This is a genomic window from Pseudomonas sp. NPDC089408 (genome assembly GCF_044749445.1).
In the GTDB taxonomy this organism is placed as follows: Bacteria; Pseudomonadota; Gammaproteobacteria; order Pseudomonadales; family Pseudomonadaceae; genus Aquipseudomonas.
On the sequence record NZ_JBIVHY010000028.1, the window covers coordinates 1 to 20,757 of the forward strand.

Sequence of the window (20,757 nt, forward strand, 5' to 3'; positions counted from 1 at the left end):
GGTGGGGCGATATCTCCCACGGTCTGTACTGCTGTGAACAGTCAGAATCGGCTTTTTCGTCCCACCACCCCTTCAAGTATCACCATACAAGCGGCCTTGCGTCGCGATGGGCTGCAAAGCAGCCCTGAAGGCCATACAAAGCGCCAATGAAAAAAGGGGTGACCCTTGCGGATCACCCCTTCTTCGATTTGGTAGGCACAATTGGACTCGAACCAACGACCCCCACCATGTCAAGGTGGTGCTCTAACCAACTGAGCTATGTGCCTGTCGTGTGGTGCGCATTCTACGCATTCCAAAAACCCTGTCAACAGTTTTTTTCGCGCTAACCTACTGAATCTTAACCTCTTTATAGAGAAGCACTGACCAGGGCCAGGTAAAGGATTTTCACCAGACGACTAGCGGGTGTTTATTATTATTGATAGCATCGCTACATTCGTTAAAAATATAAAACACGAGGTTCCTGCAGCATGGCTAACACCCCCTACCCCCAGTCCTACTACGCCGCCTCGGCTAACCCGGTGCCGCCACGTCCGGCGCTGCAGGGTGAGGTGGAAACCGATGTGTGCATCATCGGTGCCGGCTACACCGGCCTGTCCAGCGCCCTGTTCCTGCTGGAGAACGGCTTCAAGGTCAGCATCGTCGAAGCGGCCAAGGTCGGCTTTGGCGCGTCGGGCCGCAACGGTGGCCAGATCGTCAACAGCTATAGCCGCGACATCGACGTCATCGAACGCACCGTTGGCCCTAAAGAAGCTCAACTGTTGGGCCACATGGCCTTCGAAGGCGGGCGCATCATTCGTGAGCGCGTGGCCAAGTACAACATTCAGTGCGACCTGAAAGACGGTGGCGTGTTCGCCGCCCTGACCAGCAAGCAGATGGGCCACCTGGAGTCGCAAAAGCGCCTGTGGGAACGCTTTGGCCACAACCAGCTGGAGCTGATGGACCAGAAGCGCATCCGCGAAGTGGTTGCCTGCGACAGCTACATCGGCGGCATGCTCGACATGAGCGGCGGCCACATCCACCCGTTGAACCTGGCCTTGGGCGAAGCTGCCGCGGTCGAGTCGCTGGGCGGCATCATTTATGAGCAAACCCCGGCCATCCGCATCGAGCGTGGCGCCAACCCGGTGGTGCACACCCCGCAGGGTAAGATTCGCGCCAAGTTCATCATCGTCGCCGGCAACGCCTACCTGGGCAACCTGGTGCCGGAGCTGGCCGCCAAGTCCATGCCATGCGGCACCCAGGTGATCACCACCGAACCGCTGGGCGAGGAACTGGCGCGCACCCTGCTGCCGCAGGACTACTGCGTAGAGGATTGCAACTACCTGCTCGACTACTACCGCCTGACCAGCGACAAGCGCCTGATTTTCGGCGGTGGCGTGGTGTATGGCGCGCGCGATCCGGCCAACATCGAGGCGATCATCCGACCGAAGATGCTCAAGGCCTTCCCGCAGCTGAAGAACGTGAAGATCGACTACGCCTGGACCGGCAACTTCCTGCTGACCTTGTCGCGCCTGCCGCAGGTTGGCCGCATTGGCGACAACATCTACTACTCGCAGGGTTGCTCGGGCCATGGCGTGACCTACACCCACCTGGCGGGCAAGGTCCTGGCCGAAGCCCTGCGTGGCCAGGCCGAGCGTTTCGACGCCTTCGCCGGCCTGCCGCACTACCCGTTCCCGGGTGGGCAGATGCTGCGCGTACCGTTCAGCGCCCTGGGTGCCTGGTATTACAGCCTGCGCGATCGCCTGGGCTTCTGATGTAAGCAGGCTCGGCCTCTTCGCGGGTGAACCCGCTCCTACACAGATCGCGGCAACTGCGCAGACCTGTGTAGGAGCGGGTTCACCCGCGAAGGGGCCAGCACAGGCAAAATCATTTGTTCAGGCTATTTACAGCCTGCTTCGCCGCCATCTCCTGCCCCGCCCGCGACAGCTCATCCGCCGCCTGCAACCAGCGCTGGCGATCCACCTGAGCCGGCAATTGTCGCGGTGGTTGCACCAGCACAGCCCAACTCCCCTGCTTCGCCCACGCCGAAGTAAAATCGTCGAATGCCATCACCTGTCGCCGGTGCATGCCCGAGCGCAACAAAACCCGCTGCTTGTAACGGTCATACCCGATCAGCACGGCATAACGTGGCTCGCCCCACCAGGCCGAACCCTCCTCGTAACGCAACAACACCGGGTTGCCCGCGGCCACCTGGGCCAACAGCGCATCCAGTTGTTTGTCCAGCGGGTACACCACCATGCCGTAGTCCCGCGCCACGCGCGCAATACCCGTATCCAGCGCCTCGGCGCCCTGCGGCAGGTTCAGGGGTTTGTCCAGCAGCCCAGGGGTGATCGGTGCCCCCTGTTGCGACAACATCGCCGCCAGGGCCATGGCCCCGCTGTGGTTGGCGTTGCCACGGTAGAACGGCACGCTGCTGATCTCCACCCGTTGCGGCAAGCCTTTGAGATTGGCAGGCGGTGCGCTGGCACAGCCGGCCAGGCTGGCTGCCACGATTAAGGCGGCGAGCAGCCGACGAGGAAGGTGCTTGAAGGAAGGTTGCTGCATGGACACTCGCTTGCTCCAACGCCAGGCAGGCAGCGCCCGGCTCTGGCCACCGATCATAGGTCCCACAGCGGCGCGGGTATAGTCCGACAACGGCTAGGAGCGAATCGGACCTAGAGATAGACCTTTGTTCGATGGAACGTCACAGGCGAAGGGCTAGACTAAAGCAGTGTCTGGAAGGCAAGCGCTAACCCGTTGGGCGCTTGCAGTAGAGATGGAGGCACAGATGAGCCTGACCCTGGCAATCCTCATGTTGGTAGGCATGTGGCTGAGCGTCGCAGCCGCCATGTTATGGGGTGTACTGCGTATCGTGCGGCGTCATGCACAACATCACCACCTGCCACCGCAGGCCCCGGCCAAGCCACAGCCTGTTCGGCGGGCGCGGCGGCATGCCGGGGTGCATTGAACGTTCAGATTCTGCTTGGGCCCATTCGCGGGTGAACCCGCTCCTACAACGACCGCGTAGCTATCTGGCTTACGCGGTCGTTGTAGGAGCGGGTTCACCCGCGAATGGGGCGCAAAGCGCCCCACTCTTCTACATCAACCCTCAGCCGCCTCACGCTTCAGTCGCGCCCGGCGAGCAAAGATATTGAGCATTTCGATCACTGTCGAGAACGCCATCGCCGCATACACATAACCTTTCGGTACATGGGCGCCAAAGCCTTCGGCGATCAGCGTCATGCCGATCATGATCAGGAAGCCCAGGGCCAGCATCACCACGGTCGGGTTGTCGTTGATGAAGTTGGCCAGCGGGTCGGCGGCCACCATCATCACGATCACGGCGGTGATCACGGCAATGATCATGATCGGCAAGTGCTCGGTCATGCCCACGGCGGTAATGATGCTGTCAACCGAGAAGACGATGTCCAGCAGCAGGATCTGGAAGATCGCCGCAGCAAAGCCCAAGGTAACCGTCGAACCGACTTTGGATTCTTCCTTGGCGCCATGCGGGTCGACGTTTTCGTGAATTTCCTTGGTCGCCTTCCACAACAGGAACAGGCCACCGGCAATCAGGATCACATCCTTCCACGAGAAGGCATTGCCAAACACTTCGAACACCGGGTCGGTCAACTGGACGATCCAGGCCACGGTGCTGAGCAAGGCCAGGCGCATGACCAGGGCCATGCTGATGCCGATACGTCGCGCCTTGGAGCGGTATTCAACCGGCAGCTTGTTGGTCAGGATCGAGATGAAGATCAGGTTGTCGATGCCCAGTACAACTTCCATGGCCACCAGCGTAGCCAGGGCGACCCAGGCGGTAGGGCTAGCGGCGAGTTCCAGCAAATATTCCATTGTTCAGATCCTGCAGCGCGGTTGGGGTCAGATTTCCTGGCTTTTTTCTTTCTTGTCGGCGTCTTCGGGCTTCTGCCCTTCGCTGCCAATGGCATCGCTCAGCGCCTGCTGGGCCGCCTTGTTGGTGTCATCGATGGCCTGCTTGGCCGACTGCGCAGCCTGGTCGAGCATCTGCTGGGCGGATTTCTCGGCCTGGTCGCAACCGGACAGGGTGAACAGGGCCAAGGCTAGCACCAGCGGCGTGCCGATGGATTTGAAGTACAGCATGGGTTCCTCGCTTGTCGATATCCCGGTGGCGCACTGGGCGCCTGATGGAGTGGAATTCTAGACAAGGCAATACATCAGGAAAATTCGTATTTTCAGCGGTTATACTTCGGTTTTTACGAATCCGGAAAGCACCGATGCTCAACTATCGGCAGTTGCACTACTTCTGGGCGGTGGCCAAAACCGGCAGCATCGCCCGCGCCAGCGAACAACTGAACCTGACCCCGCAAACCATCAGCGGGCAGATCACCCTGTTCGAACAGACCTACGGCCTGGAACTGTTCCAGCGCGTGGGCCGGCAGCTGGAGCTGACCGAAACCGGCCGGCAGACGCTGATCTATGCCGAGCAGATGTTCCAGCTGGGCGGCGAACTGGAGGCCATGCTGCGTGCCGGCCCGCAAGAGCAGATCCTGTTCCGCGTCGGGGTGGCCGACGTGGTGCCCAAGTCCATCGTCTACCGCCTGCTGGCACCGACCATGGAACTGGAAGACGTGCTGCGCATCAACTGCCGCGAGGACAAGCTCGAACGGCTGCTCGGCGACCTGGCGATCCAGCGCCTGGACTTGGTGATTTCTGACAGCCCCATGCCCAACAACCTGGACATCAAGGGCTACAGCCAGAAGCTTGGCGAGTGCGGGCTGAGCTTTTTTGCCACCCCGGCGCTGGCACAGCGTCACCAAGGCCCCTTCCCGGCCTGCTTGCAGGATGCCCCCCTGTTGATTCCCGGCCAGGAAACCGTGGTGCGCAGCCGCTTGTTGCGCTGGCTGGGCGAGCAGCAGGTGCAGCCGCGTATTGTCGGTGAGTTCGACGACAGCGCCTTGATGCAGGCGTTTGGGCAGTCGGGCAGCGGCATTTTCGTCGCGCCCAGTGTGATTGCCGAAGAAGTGTGCCGCCAGTATGGCGTGCAGCTGATCGGGCAGACCGAGGCGGTGCATGAGTCGTTCTACGCCATTTCGGTGGAGCGCAAGGTCAAGCACCCGGGGATCGTGGCGATTACCGAGGGGGCGCGGCGGGAGTTGTTTCATTGGTGACCGAGGGGGCCTTTTCGCGGCGGTTCGACGCCTCGATGAACCCGCTCCCACAGGTACAGCGCACATTTCAAGGCCTGTGCACTTGCTTGTAGGAGCGGGTTTACCCGCGAAGAGGCCAGAACAGCCCTACAAGGCTCTATGGTAAAGTCCCGCCCTTTCCAGATGCCGAGATACCGCTACACATGACCCCTGTCTTCCGCCTCCTCAACCGCACCAGCCTGGTGACGCAAATCGTCGTCGGCCTGCTCGCCGGCATCGCCCTGGCCCTGCTGGCACCTAGCGTGGCCCGCGACCTGGCCTTCCTCGGCAAGGTGTTCGTCAGCGCCCTCAAGGCGGTGGCGCCCGTGCTGGTGTTCATCCTGGTCATGGCCTCGATCGCCAACCACCGTCACGGCCAGGAAACCCACATTCGTCCGATCCTCTGGCTGTACTTGCTGGGCACCTTTTCCGCAGCAGTGGTGGCCGTGGTCGCCAGCATGCTGTTTCCGTCACAGCTGGTGCTCAGCACCGGCGAGGCCACGCTCAGCGCACCGGGTGGCATCACCGAGGTGATGCAGAACCTGCTGCTGAGCGCAGTCGACAACCCGGTCAACGCCTTGCTCAATGCCAATTTCATCGGCGTGCTGACCTGGGCCATCGGCCTGGGCGTGGCCCTGCGCCACGCGGGCGAAACCACTCGCACCGTGGTCGACGACCTGTCCAACGGCGTCACCCTGATCGTGCGCGTGGTCATCCGCTTCGCCCCATTGGGCATTTTTGGCCTGGTCAGCTCGACCCTGGCCCAGTCCGGCCTGAACGCACTGCTTGGCTACCTGCACCTGCTGGCTGTGCTGATCGGCTGCATGCTGTTCGTGGCGCTGGTGATGAACCCGCTGATCGTGTTCTGGAAAATTCGCCGCAACCCCTACCCGCTGACCCTGCTGTGCCTGCGCGAAAGCGGCATTACCGCGTTCTTCACCCGCAGCTCGGCTGCCAACATCCCGGTCAACCTGGCGTTGTCGGAACGCCTTGGCCTGCATGAGGACACCTATTCGGTATCGATCCCGCTGGGTGCGACCATCAACATGGCCGGTGCCGCAATCACCATTACCGTGCTGACCCTGGCTGCCGTGCATACCCTGGGTATTCCGGTGGACCTGCCAACGGCCGTGCTGCTCAGCGTGGTGGCGGCGGTGTGCGCCTGCGGCGCTTCGGGTGTGGCAGGGGGTTCGCTGCTGCTGATCCCGCTGGCGTGCAGCCTGTTTGGCATCCCCAGCGAGATTGCCATGCAGGTGGTGGCGGTGGGCTTCATCATTGGCGTGCTGCAGGATTCGGCCGAGACGGCGCTGAATTCTTCGACCGATGTGCTGTTCACGGCGGCGGCGTGCTTAGCGGAAGAGCGGCGTAACGTTTGAGATTGTTGGGGCCGCCTGTGGGAGCGGGTTCACCCGCGAAGCAGGCAACGCGATAGATGGCACCGGCTTCGCCGGTGTTCGTGGCGGTTCGACGCCTCGATGAACCCGCTCCTACAAGGTCCCAATTGCCTTACACGGTGGCTTTACCTACCCTAGTGGCCTTTCCCAAGCAATGAGACAGGGCCATGTCAGAACACGAAACCGCAGGTGAAGGCCGCTTCAACAGCGTCGAGATCCGTGTACTCGGCGCGTTGATCGAAAAGCAGGCCACCAGCCCGGAAAGCTACCCGCTGACCCTCAACGCCCTGGTTCTGGCCTGCAACCAGAAGACTAGCCGCGAGCCGGTGATGAACCTTACCCAGGGCCAGGTTGGCCAGGCCCTGCGCGCCCTTGAAGGGCAAGACATGACCCGCCTGCAGATGGGCAGCCGCGCCGATCGCTGGGAACAACGGGTCGACAAGGCACTGGAACTGGTCCCCGCGCAACTGATCCTGATGGGCCTGCTGTTCCTGCGCGGCCCGCAAACCCTCAACGAGCTGCTGACCCGCAGCAACCGCCTGCACGACTTCGATGATACCGAGCAGATCCAGCACCAGCTGGAGCGCCTGATCTCGCGTGACCTGGCTTTGCACCTGCCACGCCAGGCCGGCCAGCGCGAAGACCGCTACACCCATGCGCTGGGTGACCCGGCAGAGATCGAGGCGATCCTTGCTGCTCGCCAGCACGAAGGGGGCGCGCGCAGCAGTGGCGGCAATGTGTCGGAAGAACGTATCGAGGCCCTCGAGGCCCGCATCGCGGCGCTGGAAGCACGCCTGGCCGAACTGGAAGGCTGAGCCATTACGGCTCGGGGTCGGAGAAGTTGCGGCAGCTTTTGCGCTCGGCCAGCTCCCGGTCACTGGGGCGCTGGTCGACGAACACGGCGCGGCCGTCGGCGTAGATTTCCAGGTAGCCCCAGTGCAGGTCTTGCTCTGCCTGCCCGGGCTTTGGCGGGACTAGCCACCAGGGTTCGCGGCTGATCAGGGTCATGCGAGGGATTCCTGAGGGGGTCTGCAGTAAGCATAGACACCCTGAGGTTGATGCTTTGCTTGTGCCGGCCCTTTCGCGGCTAAAGCCGCTCCTACAACGACTTGCACCGTCTTCGAAAGCGGTGCTGGTCGTTGTAGGAGCGGCTTTAGCCGCGAAGAGGCCAGTACAGGCTTACGCCGGCGCCGAAGTACGAATCAGGTGATCAAAGGCAGCCAGCGATGCCTTCGCCCCCTCACCCACCGCAATCACGATCTGCTTGTACGGCACAGTGGTCACGTCACCCGCCGCAAACACGCCCGGGATACTGGTCTGGCCCTTGGCGTCGACGATGATCTCGCCACGCGGCGACAGCTCGACAGTGCCCTTCAGCCAGTCGGTGTTCGGCAGCAGGCCGATCTGCACAAAGATACCTTCCAGCGCCACGTCGTGCTGCTCGTCGGTAGTGCGGTCCTTGTAACGCAGGCCGGTCACTTTCTCGCCATTGCCCAGCACTTCGGTGGTCAGCGCACTGGTGATCACCTTCACGTTCGGCAGGCTGTGCAGCTTGCGTTGCAGTACCGCATCGGCACGCAGCTGGCTGTCGAACTCGATCAGCGTCACCTGGGCAACAATACCGGCCAGGTCGATGGCCGCTTCCACGCCGGAGTTGCCGCCGCCGATCACCGCCACGCGCTTGCCCTTGAACAGCGGGCCATCACAGTGCGGGCAGTAGGCCACGCCACGGCCGCGGTACTCCTGCTCACCCGGCACGTTCATTTCGCGCCAGCGGGCACCGGTGGCCAGGATCACGGTCTTGGCCTTGAGCGAGGCGCCACCCGCCAGGCGGACTTCATGCAGGCCGCCATCGGTGGCCGGGATCAGCGCTTCGCCGCGTTGCAGGTTCATGATGTCGACGTCGTACTGCTTGACGTGTTCTTCCAATGCCGTGGCCAGCTTAGGCCCTTCGGTTTCCTGCACCGAGATAAAGTTCTCGATGGCCAGGGTGTCCAGCACCTGGCCGCCGAAGCGCTCGGCGGCCACACCGGTGCGGATACCTTTACGCGCTGCGTAAATGGCCGCTGCCGCGCCAGCCGGGCCACCGCCGACCACCAGCACATCGAAAGCGTCCTTGGCGTTGATCTTTTCCGCCTGGCGAGCGCCGGCGCTGGTGTCGATCTTGCCGAGGATTTCTTCCAGGCCCATGCGGCCCTGGCCAAATACTTCACCATTCAGGTAAACGCTTGGCACCGCCATGATCTTGCGCGCTTCCACTTCAGCCTGGAACAACGCACCGTCGATGGCCACATGGCGCACGTTAGGGTTGAGCACCGCCATCAGGTTTAGCGCCTGGACCACGTCCGGGCAGTTCTGGCACGACAGCGAGAAGTAGGTTTCGAAAGTGAACTCGCCTTCCAGCGCCTGGATCTGTTCGATCACTTCGGCACTGGCCTTGGACGGGTGACCGCCGACTTGCAGCAGCGCCAGCACCAGCGAGGTGAATTCGTGGCCCATGGGGATGCCGGCAAAGCGCAGGCTGATGTCGCCCCCCGGGCGGTTCAGCGAGAACGACGGGCGACGGGCATCGGTGCCGTCCGCGCTGAAGGTAATAAGGTTCGACAGGCCGGCAATTTCCACCAGCAGGTCGTGCAATTCGCGGGACTTCGCGCCGTCGTCGAGGGAGGCAACGATCTCGATCGGCTGGGTGACCCGCTCCAGGTAGGTTTTCAGTTGCGATTTAAGCGTGGCGTCCAACATACGGGCGATTCCTTTTTCAAAACTCGGATACAAAAACGCCCAGGCGAGGTCGCCCGGGCGCTTTTACGGGGCGGTAAGTACTTCAGCTTTGGCGGCTGCTTACCGCCCGCGACTGGTTCACAGCCTTAGATCTTGCCGACGAGGTCCAGCGATGGAGCCAGAGTGGCTTCGCCTTCTTTCCACTTGGCCGGGCAAACTTCGCCTGGGTGAGCGGCAACGTACTGGGCAGCCTTCACTTTACGCAGCAGCTCGGCAGCATCGCGGCCTACACCACCGTCGTTCAGTTCGACGATCTTGATCTGGCCTTCCGGGTTGATCACGAAGGTACCGCGATCGGCCAGGCCGGCTTCTTCGATCAGCACGTCGAAGTTGCGCGAGATGACGTGGGTCGGGTCACCGATCAGCGGGTATTCGATCTTGCCGATGGTGTCCGAGGTGTCGTGCCAGGCTTTGTGGGTGAAGTGGGTGTCGGTGGACACGCCGTAGATTTCCACGCCCAGCTTCTGGAACTCGGCGTAGTTGTCGGCAAGGTCACCCAGTTCGGTCGGGCAAACGAAGGTGAAGTCGGCCGGGTAGAAGAACACGACAGACCACTTGCCTTTCAGGTCGGCTTCGCTGACCTGAACGAACTCGCCTTTGTGGTAGGCGGTGGCGTTGAACGGTTTGACCTGGCTGTTGATGATTGGCATGAGAGACGCTCCTTCATGGGGTTGGAATCAGTTGATGGATAGAATCCTAACTAATCATCCCGCTGAAGGCTCATTGGCAAAGCTCATGCTTGCGATTGGTTTTGGCTATAACCGGGGTTTATTAATAGAAGGAAATGGGCTGAGCAAAGGATTGCGCGGGTGCTGGCTGCCGCGATCACCTGTAGGAGCGGCCTTGTGTCGCGATCGGGCCGCGCAGCGGCCCCAGCAATTTGTGCATCATGGCTTAAATCGAGGGGCCGCTGCGCGGCCCGATCGCGACACAAGGCCGCTCCTACATTGGCAAGTATTCAAGCAGGGAATCAGCGGGTGACGGTACGCATGGTCACAAACTCTTCAGCCGCCGTCGGGTGCACGCCGATGGTTTCGTCGAACTGCTGCTTGGTCGCACCGGCTTTCAGGGCAATGCCCAGGCCCTGGATGATCTCGCCGGCATCAGGCCCGACCATGTGGCAACCCAACACCTTGTCGGTCTCGGCATCGACCACCAGCTTCATCAGGGTCTTTTCCTGAATGTCGGTCAAGGTCAGTTTCATCGCGCGGAAGCGGCTTTCGAACACCTGCACCTTGTGCCCGGCCCCCAGCGCCTGCTCTTCGGTCAGGCCCACGGTGCCGATTGGAGGCTGGCTGAACACTGCGGTCGGGATGTTCTGGTAGTCCACCGGGCGATACTGCTCCGGCTTGAACAGGCGCCGCGCCACGGCCATGCCTTCGGCCAGGGCCACCGGAGTCAGTTGCACACGGCCGATGACATCGCCAATGGCCAGGATCGACGGCGCGGTGGTCTGGTACTGCTCATCCACGCGGATGTAGCCGCGGGCATCCAGCTCGACACCCGTATTTTCCAGGCCCAGGTTGTCCAGCATCGGGCGCCGGCCAGTGGCATAGAAGACGCAATCGGCGACCAGCTCGCGGCCGTCCTTGAGGGTGGCCTTCAGGCTGCCATCTTCAAGCTTGTCGATACGCTGGATGTCGGCATTGAACTGCAGGTCGAGGCCGCGTTTTTCCAGCTCTTCCTTCAGGTGGGTACGCACCGAGCCATCGAAGCCGCGCAGGAACAGGTCGCCACGGTACAGCAGCGTGGTAGACGCCCCCAGGCCCTGGAAGATGCCGGCGAACTCGACTGCGATGTAGCCACCGCCCACTACCAGTACCCGACGCGGCAAGTCCTTGAGGTAAAAGGCTTCGTTGGAGGTAATGGCCAGTTCCTTGCCCGGAATGTCCGGCACCTGCGGCCAGCCACCGGTGGCGATCAGGATGTGCTCGGCGCTGTAACGCTGGCCGTCCACTTCCACTTCGTTGGCACCGGTCATGCGCGCGTGGCCCTGCAGCAGGGTTACCCCGCTGTTGACCAGCAGGTTGCGGTAGATGCCGTTGAGGCGTTCGATTTCCCGGTTCTTGTTGGCGATCAGGGTGCCCCAGTCGAAATGCCCTTCTTCCAGGGTCCAGCCGAAGCCTGCGGCTTGTTCCAGTTCATCGGCAACATGCGCACCGTATACCAGCAGCTTTTTCGGCACACAGCCGACGTTGACGCAGGTACCACCCAGGTAGCGGCTTTCAGCCACTGCCACTTTTGCGCCAAAACCGGCGGCAAAACGCGCGGCGCGCACACCGCCGGACCCAGCACCAATCACGAACAGATCAAAATCGTAGGCCATGTATTCACTCTCCTAGGCAGGCGCCCAGCATAACGCACTGGGGCCGCTTTGCGGCCCTTCGCGGGCTTGCCCGCTCCCACCGGTTTGACGCAAGCCCAGAGGCATACGCAATTCCATGTAGGAGCGGGCTTGCCCGCGAAGGGCTGCAAAGCAGCCCCAGTTAATCAGCTTTGATACAAGCAGTGGCTTTATCAGTAAGCCTTGCCAGTCTTGTAGTAGTTCTCGAAGCAGAAGTTGGTCGCGTCGATATAGCCTTCGGCACCACCGCAGTCGAACCGCTGGCCCTTGAACTTGTACGCAATCACGCAGCCGTTCTGCGCCTGCTGCATCAGCGCGTCGGTGATCTGGATCTCGCCGCCCTTGCCTGGCGGGGTGTTCTTGATAATGTCGAAAATGTCTGGCGTCAGGATGTAACGGCCAATGATCGCCAGGTTCGACGGCGCATCTTCCGGCGCAGGCTTCTCGACCATGTTGGTCACCCGGAAAATATCATCACGGATCATGTCGCCGGCAATCACGCCGTACTTGTTGGTTTCCTGCGGGTCGACTTCCTGGATGGCGATGATCGAGCAGCGGAACTGGTTGTACAGCTTGACCATCTGGGTCAGTACGCCATCACCTTCCGGGTTCACGCACAGGTCGTCCGCCAGCACCACGGCAAACGGCTCGTCGCCGATCAGCGGGCGGCCGGTGAGGATGGCGTGGCCCAGGCCTTTCATTTCGGTCTGGCGGGTGTAGGAGAACGAGCACTCGTCGAGCAGACGACGGATACCGACCAGGTATTTTTCCTTGTCGGTGCCCTTGATCTGGTTTTCCAGCTCGTAGCTGATGTCGAAGTGGTCTTCCAGCGCGCGCTTGCCGCGACCGGTAACGATGGAGATCTCGCTCAGACCGGCATCCAATGCTTCTTCAACGCCATACTGGATCAGTGGCTTGTTGACCACCGGCAGCATTTCCTTGGGCATGGCTTTGGTAGCAGGCAGGAAGCGAGTGCCGTAGCCGGCTGCCGGGAACAAGCATTTCTTGATCATATACGTCCTTACAAAAGGCTAGGCCTATGGAATTCGGCGCAGTCTAATCAGGCGGCAGTCACCTTACAATGCCCCACCCCTGGCCGACCGATGGGAAGATAGAGATAACCCAGTGTAGATAGTTCCGGGGGATCGTAAATATTGCTGTCATACATGACCGTTGGATGACAGGGAAATGAGGTTGCCTGTGCGGGCCTCTTCGCGGGTAAACCCGCTCCTACACCGATCGTTGTAGGAGCGGCTTTAGCCGCGAAGGGGCCCGCACAGCCAACACCTCAACTACCGGTGCCCTGCCCGATCAGCACCCCCTCGACCTTCTGCCCATACAGGTTCACCCCGTCATTGGCATGAAACTTCACCCGCGTCTTCTCGATAGAGCCCTCTACCAAGCGCGGGTCCTGTGGCCGCTCATGGCGGTTGATCCACGCGGCCACGTCCCAGGCCTGCTGGTCGCTGAGGCTGCCCGGCTTGCCCAGCGGCATGTTGTACTTGATGAACGACGCCGCAGTATTGATACGGTGCATGCCGGCGCCCCAGTTGTAGGCGTCCTTGCCCCACAGCGGCGGCATCACGTACTCGCCCGCCACTTTCTGGCCTTCGCCGTTGTCACCGTGACAGATCGCGCACTGCTCACGGTAAACCTGTTGCCCGCGCTTGAAGTCATAACCGCCTTTGGGCTGCGCCACGTCCGGGTAACCTCGCCCGGCAATCTCCACACCGGTCGGTGCCTTGGTCGACAGCCAGTACGAATACACCGCCAGCGCCGTCATCTGCGGGCTGTCAGCGGCCGGTGGCTTGCCGTTCATGCTGAACTGGAAACAGCCCTGGATACGCTCGGCGAAGGTATTGACCTTGTCGTTTTTCTTGCGATAGGCCGGGTACATCGGGTAAGCGCCCCACAGCGGCGCGGAGTGTGCCATGCGCCCCTGGTCGAGGTGGCAGTTGCTGCAATTCATGCCGTTACCCACCGCCTCGGGCATCAACCGACGGGTGTCGACGAACAAGGCATGGCCTTCGCGCACCATTTTGCCAAAGGCGTTGTCTGGCAACTCGCTTTCAGCAGGCGGCATGAACTGCGGCGGCGCCTGCACGCCGGGGACTTTCAGCTGCGACTGGTCCTCCATGGCGATCGGCGCGGCCTGGGCGCTGCCCATGGCCAGCAGCAACAAGGCTGGAATCATGGCTTTCATGGCGTGACCTCCTGGCTGACGGGGCGGGCGAAGAACTCGGCAACGGCCTTGATCTCGTCATCGGTCATGGCCTTGGCCACGCCGACCATCAGCTGGTTGGGGTCATTGCTGCGGCTGCCGTCACGCCAGGCATTGAGCTGCGCCACCAGGTAACTGGCAGGCTGGCCGGCCAACGGCGGGAAGTGCTCGCCAAGCCCACCGCCACCCGGCCCGTGGCATTGCACACACCCTGGAATGTGCCGGCTCCAGTCACCGTACAAGGCCATGCGAGTGGTGGGGTCAGCGGCGATTTGCTGGCGGCGCAGGTCGCCAGACGGGTCTGCCGGCAGGCTGGCGAGGTAGGCGCTGACGGCGTCGATTTCTTCTTCGCTCAAGGCCTTGGCCAGCGGTTCCATCACCGCCTGCTTGCGGCTGCCACTGCGCCAGTCATGCAATTGCTTGCGAAGGTAACCCGCCGGTAGCCCAGCCAGGCGGGGGAAGCCGGCAGCAGCAATGCCCTTGCCGTCCGGGCCATGGCAACCGAGGCAAGCCATGGCGGCGGGGTTGGCCCCGCCCTGGGTGAAGATTTTCTGGCCCTCGGCGGCATGTGCCACAGGCCAGGCCAGGATCAGCAAGCTGCCGATCACCGCGCGTCTCAAGGGTGTCATCACGAATCTCCATTTCTATTGTTATATGTTTAGACCTAAAACATATAAGCAAATGGAGCGCAATCAGTTGCCCTGGATCAATGCCCGGAGATGCACTGGGTGGCGGCCGTCCGCACATCGCCAAGGCGCAGCGGGAAGTTGTTCAGCCGCTCGTACAGCTTGATGCTGCTGCCACCGCCGCGTTCATCGATATCCAGCAGGGCAGCCGGGCCGGCGCCTGCCGTCAGCTTCTGCGGTACGATCAGACGCAAACCATCGCCGCGTTTTTCTTCCACCAGCGGATCGCGACTGTCTGCAAGCTGCTCCTTGATGCAATCGGCATATTCACGCGGGGTCTTGCCCGAGATCACATCCAGGGTCGCATGCGATTGCTCCAGCTCGGAAACACTGACACAACCCCCCAGCGTGACTGCCAACGCGGCCACCATCCACTTCATCTTCCGCACCTCAACCTTTACGAACCCGTTTGGACCACAGCCAGGCGCGTTTGCTCCCTGCTTTGGCAGATTTATCTACGCCTGGCGAACAGCGCGGCAGTGTAACGGCACATCGTGGTATCGTTTGCCTTTGCTGAACCAAACCTTGCGGAGCATCACATGAAATTCGTACACCAGCGCGAGCACCTCAACGAGGACGACATCGTCGTCATCGAGTGCTCCCAGCGCTGCAACATCCGCCTGATGAACGACGCCAACTTCCGCAGCTTCAAGAACGGCGGCCGTCACACCTATCACGGCGGCGCCTTCGACCAGTTTCCGGCGAAAATCACCGTGCCAAGCACTGGCTTCTGGAATATCACTATCGACACCGTGACCACACGGCCGATCTCGGTTACCCGCAAGCCAACCTTGAGCCACAAGATCAAGATCATCCGTCGTTCGTCGTCAAAGCTCAGATAAGGCCACCATGACCCAGACCATCAAGTACGTCATCAAATACAAGCTCGACGGCGAGCGCCGCTGGGATTTCGCGATCATGCCCGATGCCTCGCAGGAACAAGCCCTGGAAGCCCTGCGCAAGATCCATGGTGAAGACGCCGAGAAGATCAGCGACATCCAGGTCAGCAAGGCCCTGTAACAGCCGCCGCAAGCCCCGCCGTACCGTTCGCCCCGCGCAAGGAGAAACGCAATGAGCCACTGGCCCGACCGCCGTATCCTCGACCTGCTGGGCATCGAGCTGCCCATTCTGCAGGCGCCCATGGCGGGGGCGACCGGCTCGCCCATGGCCATTGCCGTGGGCCTGGCCGGCGGGCTGGGCGCCCTGCCCTGCGCCATGCTCAGCGGCGAACAGGTGCGCGCCGAAATTGCCGCATTCCGCGCCGGCTGCCCCGGGCGCCCGCTGAACCTGAACTTCTTCTGCCACCAGCCGCCAGCGCCCGATGCCGAGCGCGATGCCCGCTGGAAGCAGGCGCTGGAACCTTACTACCGCGAAGTGGGTGCCGATTTTGCAGCGCCTACACCCGTCTCCAACCGCGCACCTTTCGACGAGCAAAGCTGCCAGCTGGTCGAGGAATTGCGCCCGGAAGTGGTGAGCTTCCACTTTGGCCTGCCCGAGGCCGAGCTGTTGCAGCGGGTCAAGGCCAGTGGTGCCAAGGTGCTGTCCAGCGCCACCACCGTGGAAGAGGCCGTCTGGCTGGAGCGCAACGGCTGCGACGCGATCATCGCCATGGGTTATGAAGCCGGCGGCCATCGCGGCATGTTCCTCAGCGACGACATCACCAGCCAGGTCGGCACCTTCGCCCTGGTGCCGCAGGTGGCTGATGCGGTCAGCGTGCCGGTGATTGCCGCCGGCGGCATCGGTGACCACCGCGGCCTGGTGGCGGCACTTGCCCTGGGCGCATCTGCCGTGCAGATCGGCACCGCCTACCTGTTCTGCCCCGAGGCCAAGGTTTCGCCGGCGCATCGCCAGGCGCTGGATAGCGCCCCGGCCAGTGACACGGCGCTGACCAACCTGTTTACCGGCCGCCCGGCGCGTGGCATCAACAACCGCATCATGCGCGAGCTGGGGCCAATGAGCACGCTGGCGCCACGCTTCCCGCTGGCGGGCGGGGCATTGATGCCATTGCGGGCGATCACCGATGCGCAGGGGAACAGTGACTTCAGTAACCTGTGGTCGGGGCAGGCGTTGCGGTTGGGGCGGCATATGCCGGCTGGGGCGTTGACCCGGGAGATTGCCGCGAAGGCGCTGGATGTGGTCGCCCGTTAGACCTCTTCATACACAGGCCTGGCCTCTTCGCGGGTAAACCCGCTCCTACAACGGACGGTGATGAACTTGTAGGAGCGGGTTTACCCGCGAATAGGCCGGGCCTGCAAATGCATCAACCAGCCCCTTCCCGGCAAATGGCCTATCGCTATATAGTTAAAGATATAACGATAACCGCAAGGAGCTGTTTCATGCGTATCCGCCCGTCTCACCTGGTCTTCACTGCCCTGGCCAGCCTGTTTGCCTTCAACACTGCCTGGGCCGATGAGGTTCAGGTCGCGGTCGCAGCGAACTTTACAGCACCGATCCAGGCCATTGCCAAGGATTTCGAGAAGGACACCGGCCACAAGCTGGTCGCCGCCTATGGCGCCACCGGGCAGTTCTATGCACAGATCAAGAACGGCGCACCGTTCGAAGTGTTCCTCGCCGCCGATGACACCACCCCGAAGAAGCTGGAAGAAGAAAAGGAAATCGTCCCCGGTTCGCGCTTTACCTACGCCATCGGCACCCTGGCCCTGTGGTCGGCCAAAGACGGCTATGTCGATGCCAAGGGTGACGTGCTGAAGCAGAACGCATTCAAGCACCTGTCCATCGCCAACCCGAAAGCGGCACCTTACGGCTTGGCCGCCACCCAGGTACTGGACAAACTGACGCTTACCGACGCCACCAAAGGCAAGATCGTCGAAGGCCAGAACATCACCCAGGCCTTCCAGTTTGTCTCCACCGGCAACGCCGAACTGGGCTTTGTCGCCCTGTCGCAGATCTACAAGGACGGCAAGGTGACCAATGGCTCGGCCTGGATCGTGCCGTCCAACCTGCACGACCCGATCCGCCAGGACGCGGTGATCCTCAACAAAGGCAAGGACAGTGCGGCCGCCAAAGCGTTGGTCAAATACCTCAAAGGCCCGAAAGCCGCCGCGGTGATCAGGTCCTACGGCTATGAAATCTGATGCCACTGGATGCCAGTGACCTGGGTGCAATCTGGCTGACCATCAAACTGGCCAGCCTGACCACCCTGATCCTGCTGATCATCGGTACCCCCATCGCGTGGTGGCTGGCGCGCACGCGCTCCTGGCTGCGCGGGCCGGTGGGCGCGGTGGTGGCGCTGCCGCTGGTGCTGCCACCGACGGTGATCGGCTTCTACCTGCTGATCGCCCTAGGCCCGCACGGCTGGCTCGGCCAGGTTACCCAGGCCATGGGCTTGGGCACCGTGGTATTCAGCTTCACCGGCCTGGTGATCGGTTCGACCGTGTATTCCATGCCGTTCGTGGTCCAGCCGCTGCAGAACGCCTTTGGGGCCATTGGCCAGCGCCCGCTGGAAGTGGCGGCCACGCTGCGTGCCAGCCCCTGGGACACCTTCGTCCATGTAGTGCTGCCGTTGGCCCGCCCGGGCTTCATCACTGCCAGCATCCTCGGCTTCGCCCACACCGTAGGCGAATTCGGTGTGGTCCTGATGATCGGTGGCAACATCCCCGACAAGACCCGCGTGGTTTCGGTGCAGATCTTCGATCACGTCGAGGCCATGGAATACGCGCAAGCGCACTGGCTGGCCGGTGCCATGCTAGTGTTCTCTTTCCTGGTGCTGCTCCTGCTGTACGCCGGACGCCGCGGCAAAGCTGGCTGGAGCTGACATGACTGCATCGATAGTGGCGCGCCTGAACCTGGCGCGCGACGATTTCACCTTGGACGTTGACCTGCAACTGCCCGGGCGCGGTATCAGCGCACTGTTTGGCCACTCCGGTTCCGGCAAGACCAGTTGCCTGCGCTGCCTGGCCGGGCTGGAGCGGGCCGCCAGCGCCTACATCGAGGTCAACGGCGAAGTCTGGGAAGACAGCAGCCGTGGCTATTTCCAGGCACCACACCTGCGCCCGGTGGGTTACGTGTTCCAGGAGGCCAGCCTGTTTGCACACCTGTCGGTGCGCGGCAATCTGGAGTTCGGCTGGCGCCGGGTGGCGGCCGCCGAGCGCAAGGTCAGCCTCGACCAGGCCAGCCAGCTGCTGGGCATCGGGCATTTGCTGGAGCGCCGCCCGGCGACCTTGTCGGGTGGCGAAGCACAGCGCGTGGGCATTGCCCGTGCCCTGCTCAGCAGCCCTCGGCTGTTGTTGATGGACGAGCCGCTGGCGGCGCTGGACGGGCCGCGCAAGCGCGAGATCCTGCCTTACCTGGAACGCCTGCACGACGAACTGGACATCCCGCTGGTGTATGTCAGCCATGCCCAGGATGAAGTGGCGCGGCTGGCCGACCACCTGGTGTTGCTTGAGCAAGGCCAGGCGGTCGCCAGCGGCCCGATCGGCGAAACCCTGGCGCGCCTCGACCTGCCACTGGCCGAGGGCGAAGATGCCGGCGTGGTGTTCGAGGGCATGGTGGTCGGGCACGACCCGCACTACGACCTGCTCGACCTGCGCCTGCCCGGCGCCAGCGGGCCACTGCTGCGCATCGCCCACCCGGCGCATATGATGGGCAGTACCCTGCGCGTCAAGGTGCAGGCCCGTGACGTCAGCCTGGCGCTGACGGCGGACAGCACCTCGAGCATCCTCAACCGCCTGCCGGTACAGGTGCGCGAGAGCCGCCCGGCGGCCAACCCGGCGCATGTGCTGATCAGCCTGGATGCCAGCGGCAACGCCCTGCTCGCCCGTATCACCCGCTTCTCCGCAGACCAGCTCGGCCTGCACCCGGGGCAGATGCTGTTCGCCCAGATCAAGTCGGTGGCCCTGCTGGGCTGAGCATCCTGGGCGCGGGCGCTGTCCATTGATCAATGACTTGATCGAGGCCCGCCGCCCATGTCCGACTGCCCATTGCCACGCAGCCTGCACTACGTTGACGACAGCCAGCCGGGCCTGACCCGGCACCGCTGGCGCGAGCGCTTCATTTACCTGGATGCCGAGGGCCAACGGGTTCGCGACAAGGACACCCTTGCGCGCATCGCTGCGCTGGTGATTCCCCCGGCCTACACCGATGTGTGGATCTGCGCCGACCCGCAGGGCCACTTGCAGGCCACCGGCCGCGACGCCCGTGGTCGCAAGCAGTACCGCTACCACACGCAATGGCGTGAACTGCGCGACCAGCACAAGTACGGGCGCATGCTGGCCTTCGCCCAGGCCCTGCCAAAGCTGCGCAAGCAACTGGAAAGCCACCTGGCACGGCCAGGGCTGGACCGGGAAAAGGTCATGGCGCTGGTCGTGAGCCTGCTGGACCACACCCTGATCCGCATTGGCAACCAACGCTACCTGCGCGACAACCAGTCGTATGGCCTGACCACCCTGCGCAACCGCCACGTGCAGGTCAAAGGCAGCACCATTCGCTTCCAGTTCCGCGGCAAGCGCGGCGTCGAGCACAACGTCACCCTCAGCGACAGGCGCCTGGCCAACCTGCTCAAGCGCTGCATGGAGCTGCCCGGGCAGGCGCTGTTCCAGTACCTGGATGACGACGGCCAGCGCCACAGCGTCGGCTCTGCCGAGGTCAACCAGTTCCTGCAGCAGCTGACCGGCGCCGACTTCACCGCCAAGGACTACCGCACCTGGGCTGGCAGCAGCCTCGCACTGCACCTGCTCAGGCCGTTGGCCTGGGAGCCAGAGACCGAGGCCAAACGCCAGGTCGCCACCATCGTTCGCCAAGTCGCCACCCGCCTGGGCAATACACCTGCCGTCTGCAGGCGCTGCTACATCCACCCGGCAGTTCTGGAACACTACGCACTGGGCCGCCTGGCCGACTTGCCGAAAAGCCGAGTACGCAAAGGCCTGGACCCGGAAGAAGTGGCCTTGCTGCTATTTCTTCAGGCACTTGAGGAACAGGACGACCATTAACCCTGTCTATTTAACCCATCATGCGAAGAAATTTCCCATTGAGCGCCAAGCGCCCTATTCTTGCCATCGAGCACCTTGGCCGACAAACCGCTGACGGTTTGCTTTGGCGCCTGCAAGTGAAGGTACGCAACAGAATTTTTCTGTCGGGGAATTACTATCCGCCGAAAGCGTCTTTAATGAGAAGGAAGAGGGACCCGCTCCCGCCGCTGTGGTAACTAGCCCTGCGGTCTTTTACATCA

General features: G+C 62.4%; 23 protein-coding genes and 1 tRNA gene. 12 read left to right on the forward strand and 12 right to left on the reverse strand.

The window, feature by feature from the left end:
• Window positions 1-189: 189 nt before the first annotated feature.
• A tRNA-Val gene (locus ACIP02_RS26230) sits at window positions 190-266 on the reverse strand.
• A gap of 201 nt (window positions 267-467) precedes the next feature.
• Here ACIP02_RS26230 and ACIP02_RS26235 point away from each other — a divergent pair.
• Entirely contained in the window at window positions 468-1,751 is a 1,284-nt protein-coding gene (locus tag ACIP02_RS26235; RefSeq protein ID WP_400622578.1) for an NAD(P)/FAD-dependent oxidoreductase, read from the forward strand.
• Window positions 1,752-1,863: 112 nt separating this feature from the next.
• Here the strand turns inward: ACIP02_RS26235 and ACIP02_RS26240 are convergent, their stop codons facing one another.
• On the reverse strand, window positions 1,864-2,598 hold the full coding sequence (locus tag ACIP02_RS26240) for a peptidase C39 family protein (RefSeq protein ID WP_400622580.1): 735 nt from the start codon (window positions 2,596-2,598) through the stop codon (window positions 1,864-1,866).
• A 166-nt stretch (window positions 2,599-2,764) separates the two neighbouring features.
• On the opposite strand from ACIP02_RS26240, the gene ACIP02_RS26245 reads away from it, so the two are divergent.
• Window positions 2,765-2,944 carry a hypothetical protein gene (locus tag ACIP02_RS26245; protein WP_400622582.1) on the forward strand — a complete coding sequence of 60 codons (180 nt, stop codon included), beginning with the start codon at window positions 2,765-2,767 and terminating at the stop codon, window positions 2,942-2,944.
• Window positions 2,945-3,078: 134 nt separating this feature from the next.
• Here ACIP02_RS26245 and ACIP02_RS26250 read toward each other — a convergent pair whose 3' ends face one another.
• Window positions 3,079-3,831 carry a TerC family protein gene (locus ACIP02_RS26250; RefSeq protein WP_400622584.1) on the reverse strand — a complete coding sequence of 251 codons (753 nt, stop codon included), beginning with the start codon at window positions 3,829-3,831 and terminating at the stop codon, window positions 3,079-3,081.
• Between the two features lie 27 nt (window positions 3,832-3,858).
• The gene (locus ACIP02_RS26255; RefSeq protein WP_400622586.1) at window positions 3,859-4,098 is read right to left on the reverse strand and encodes a hypothetical protein; all 240 of its coding nucleotides are present in this window, start codon (window positions 4,096-4,098) and stop codon (window positions 3,859-3,861) included.
• Between the two features lie 134 nt (window positions 4,099-4,232).
• On the opposite strand from ACIP02_RS26255, the gene nhaR reads away from it, so the two are divergent.
• From nhaR to ACIP02_RS26270, 3 genes are all read left to right on the forward strand, one after another.
• Window positions 4,233-5,126, forward strand: a complete 894-nt coding sequence (nhaR, locus tag ACIP02_RS26260) for a transcriptional activator NhaR (RefSeq protein WP_400622588.1) — start codon at window positions 4,233-4,235, stop codon at window positions 5,124-5,126.
• A gap of 182 nt (window positions 5,127-5,308) precedes the next feature.
• Window positions 5,309-6,520 (forward strand): serine/threonine transporter SstT, encoded by a 1,212-nt coding sequence (gene sstT / locus ACIP02_RS26265; protein ID WP_400622590.1) that lies wholly within the window; start codon window positions 5,309-5,311, stop codon window positions 6,518-6,520.
• A gap of 185 nt (window positions 6,521-6,705) precedes the next feature.
• Window positions 6,706-7,353: a YceH family protein gene (locus ACIP02_RS26270; RefSeq protein ID WP_400622592.1), complete on the forward strand. Its 648-nt coding sequence runs from the start codon at window positions 6,706-6,708 to the stop codon at window positions 7,351-7,353.
• 4 nt (window positions 7,354-7,357) lie between these two features.
• On the opposite strand, the gene ACIP02_RS26275 is transcribed toward ACIP02_RS26270, so the two are convergent.
• The 8 genes from ACIP02_RS26275 to ACIP02_RS26310 all read right to left on the reverse strand — a co-directional run bounded on the left by ACIP02_RS26275 (window position 7,358) and on the right by ACIP02_RS26310 (window position 14,950).
• Window positions 7,358-7,546 (reverse strand): hypothetical protein, encoded by a 189-nt coding sequence (locus tag ACIP02_RS26275; protein ID WP_400622594.1) that lies wholly within the window; start codon window positions 7,544-7,546, stop codon window positions 7,358-7,360.
• A gap of 171 nt (window positions 7,547-7,717) precedes the next feature.
• On the reverse strand, window positions 7,718-9,280 hold the full coding sequence (gene ahpF / locus ACIP02_RS26280; RefSeq protein ID WP_400622596.1) for an alkyl hydroperoxide reductase subunit F: 1,563 nt from the start codon (window positions 9,278-9,280) through the stop codon (window positions 7,718-7,720).
• Between the two features lie 125 nt (window positions 9,281-9,405).
• Window positions 9,406-9,969 carry an alkyl hydroperoxide reductase subunit C gene (ahpC, locus tag ACIP02_RS26285; RefSeq protein ID WP_003250537.1) on the reverse strand — a complete coding sequence of 188 codons (564 nt, stop codon included), beginning with the start codon at window positions 9,967-9,969 and terminating at the stop codon, window positions 9,406-9,408.
• A 320-nt stretch (window positions 9,970-10,289) separates the two neighbouring features.
• The gene (gene gorA / locus ACIP02_RS26290) at window positions 10,290-11,645 is read right to left on the reverse strand and encodes a glutathione-disulfide reductase (RefSeq protein ID WP_400622598.1); all 1,356 of its coding nucleotides are present in this window, start codon (window positions 11,643-11,645) and stop codon (window positions 10,290-10,292) included.
• Between the two features lie 191 nt (window positions 11,646-11,836).
• Window positions 11,837-12,676, reverse strand: coding sequence for a UTP--glucose-1-phosphate uridylyltransferase GalU (gene galU, locus ACIP02_RS26295; RefSeq protein WP_400622600.1), 840 nt, complete (start codon window positions 12,674-12,676; stop codon window positions 11,837-11,839).
• A 275-nt stretch (window positions 12,677-12,951) separates the two neighbouring features.
• Window positions 12,952-13,866 carry a c-type cytochrome gene (locus ACIP02_RS26300; RefSeq protein WP_400622602.1) on the reverse strand — a complete coding sequence of 305 codons (915 nt, stop codon included), beginning with the start codon at window positions 13,864-13,866 and terminating at the stop codon, window positions 12,952-12,954.
• Window positions 13,863-14,513: a c-type cytochrome gene (locus ACIP02_RS26305; protein WP_400622604.1), complete on the reverse strand. Its 651-nt coding sequence runs from the start codon at window positions 14,511-14,513 to the stop codon at window positions 13,863-13,865. The genes ACIP02_RS26300 and ACIP02_RS26305 overlap by 4 nt, the downstream gene beginning before the upstream one ends.
• A 77-nt stretch (window positions 14,514-14,590) precedes the next feature.
• Complete coding sequence (locus ACIP02_RS26310; protein WP_400622606.1) at window positions 14,591-14,950, reverse strand: hypothetical protein; 360 nt, start codon at window positions 14,948-14,950, stop codon at window positions 14,591-14,593.
• Between the two features lie 159 nt (window positions 14,951-15,109).
• Between ACIP02_RS26310 and ACIP02_RS26315 the strand changes: the two genes are divergently transcribed.
• The 7 genes from ACIP02_RS26315 to ACIP02_RS26345 all read left to right on the forward strand — a co-directional run bounded on the left by ACIP02_RS26315 (window position 15,110) and on the right by ACIP02_RS26345 (window position 20,518).
• Entirely contained in the window at window positions 15,110-15,412 is a 303-nt protein-coding gene (locus ACIP02_RS26315; protein WP_400622608.1) for a DUF1883 domain-containing protein, read from the forward strand.
• A gap of 7 nt (window positions 15,413-15,419) precedes the next feature.
• A complete protein-coding gene (locus tag ACIP02_RS26320) occupies window positions 15,420-15,590 on the forward strand; it encodes a hypothetical protein (RefSeq protein WP_400622610.1) in 171 nt (56 codons plus the stop codon).
• Window positions 15,591-15,641: 51 nt separating this feature from the next.
• Complete coding sequence (locus tag ACIP02_RS26325) at window positions 15,642-16,718, forward strand: NAD(P)H-dependent flavin oxidoreductase (RefSeq protein WP_400622612.1); 1,077 nt, start codon at window positions 15,642-15,644, stop codon at window positions 16,716-16,718.
• A 188-nt stretch (window positions 16,719-16,906) separates the two neighbouring features.
• Window positions 16,907-17,665 carry a molybdate ABC transporter substrate-binding protein gene (gene modA, locus ACIP02_RS26330; RefSeq protein ID WP_400622614.1) on the forward strand — a complete coding sequence of 253 codons (759 nt, stop codon included), beginning with the start codon at window positions 16,907-16,909 and terminating at the stop codon, window positions 17,663-17,665.
• Window positions 17,665-18,345, forward strand: coding sequence for a molybdate ABC transporter permease subunit (gene modB / locus ACIP02_RS26335; RefSeq protein WP_400622616.1), 681 nt, complete (start codon window positions 17,665-17,667; stop codon window positions 18,343-18,345). Before modA ends, modB begins: the two co-directional genes overlap by 1 nt.
• A 1-nt stretch (window position 18,346) precedes the next feature.
• Window positions 18,347-19,438, forward strand: coding sequence for a molybdenum ABC transporter ATP-binding protein (gene modC, locus ACIP02_RS26340; protein WP_400622618.1), 1,092 nt, complete (start codon window positions 18,347-18,349; stop codon window positions 19,436-19,438).
• 57 nt (window positions 19,439-19,495) lie between these two features.
• The gene (locus ACIP02_RS26345; protein WP_400622620.1) at window positions 19,496-20,518 is read left to right on the forward strand and encodes a DNA topoisomerase IB; all 1,023 of its coding nucleotides are present in this window, start codon (window positions 19,496-19,498) and stop codon (window positions 20,516-20,518) included.
• Window positions 20,519-20,757: the final 239 nt, after the last annotated feature.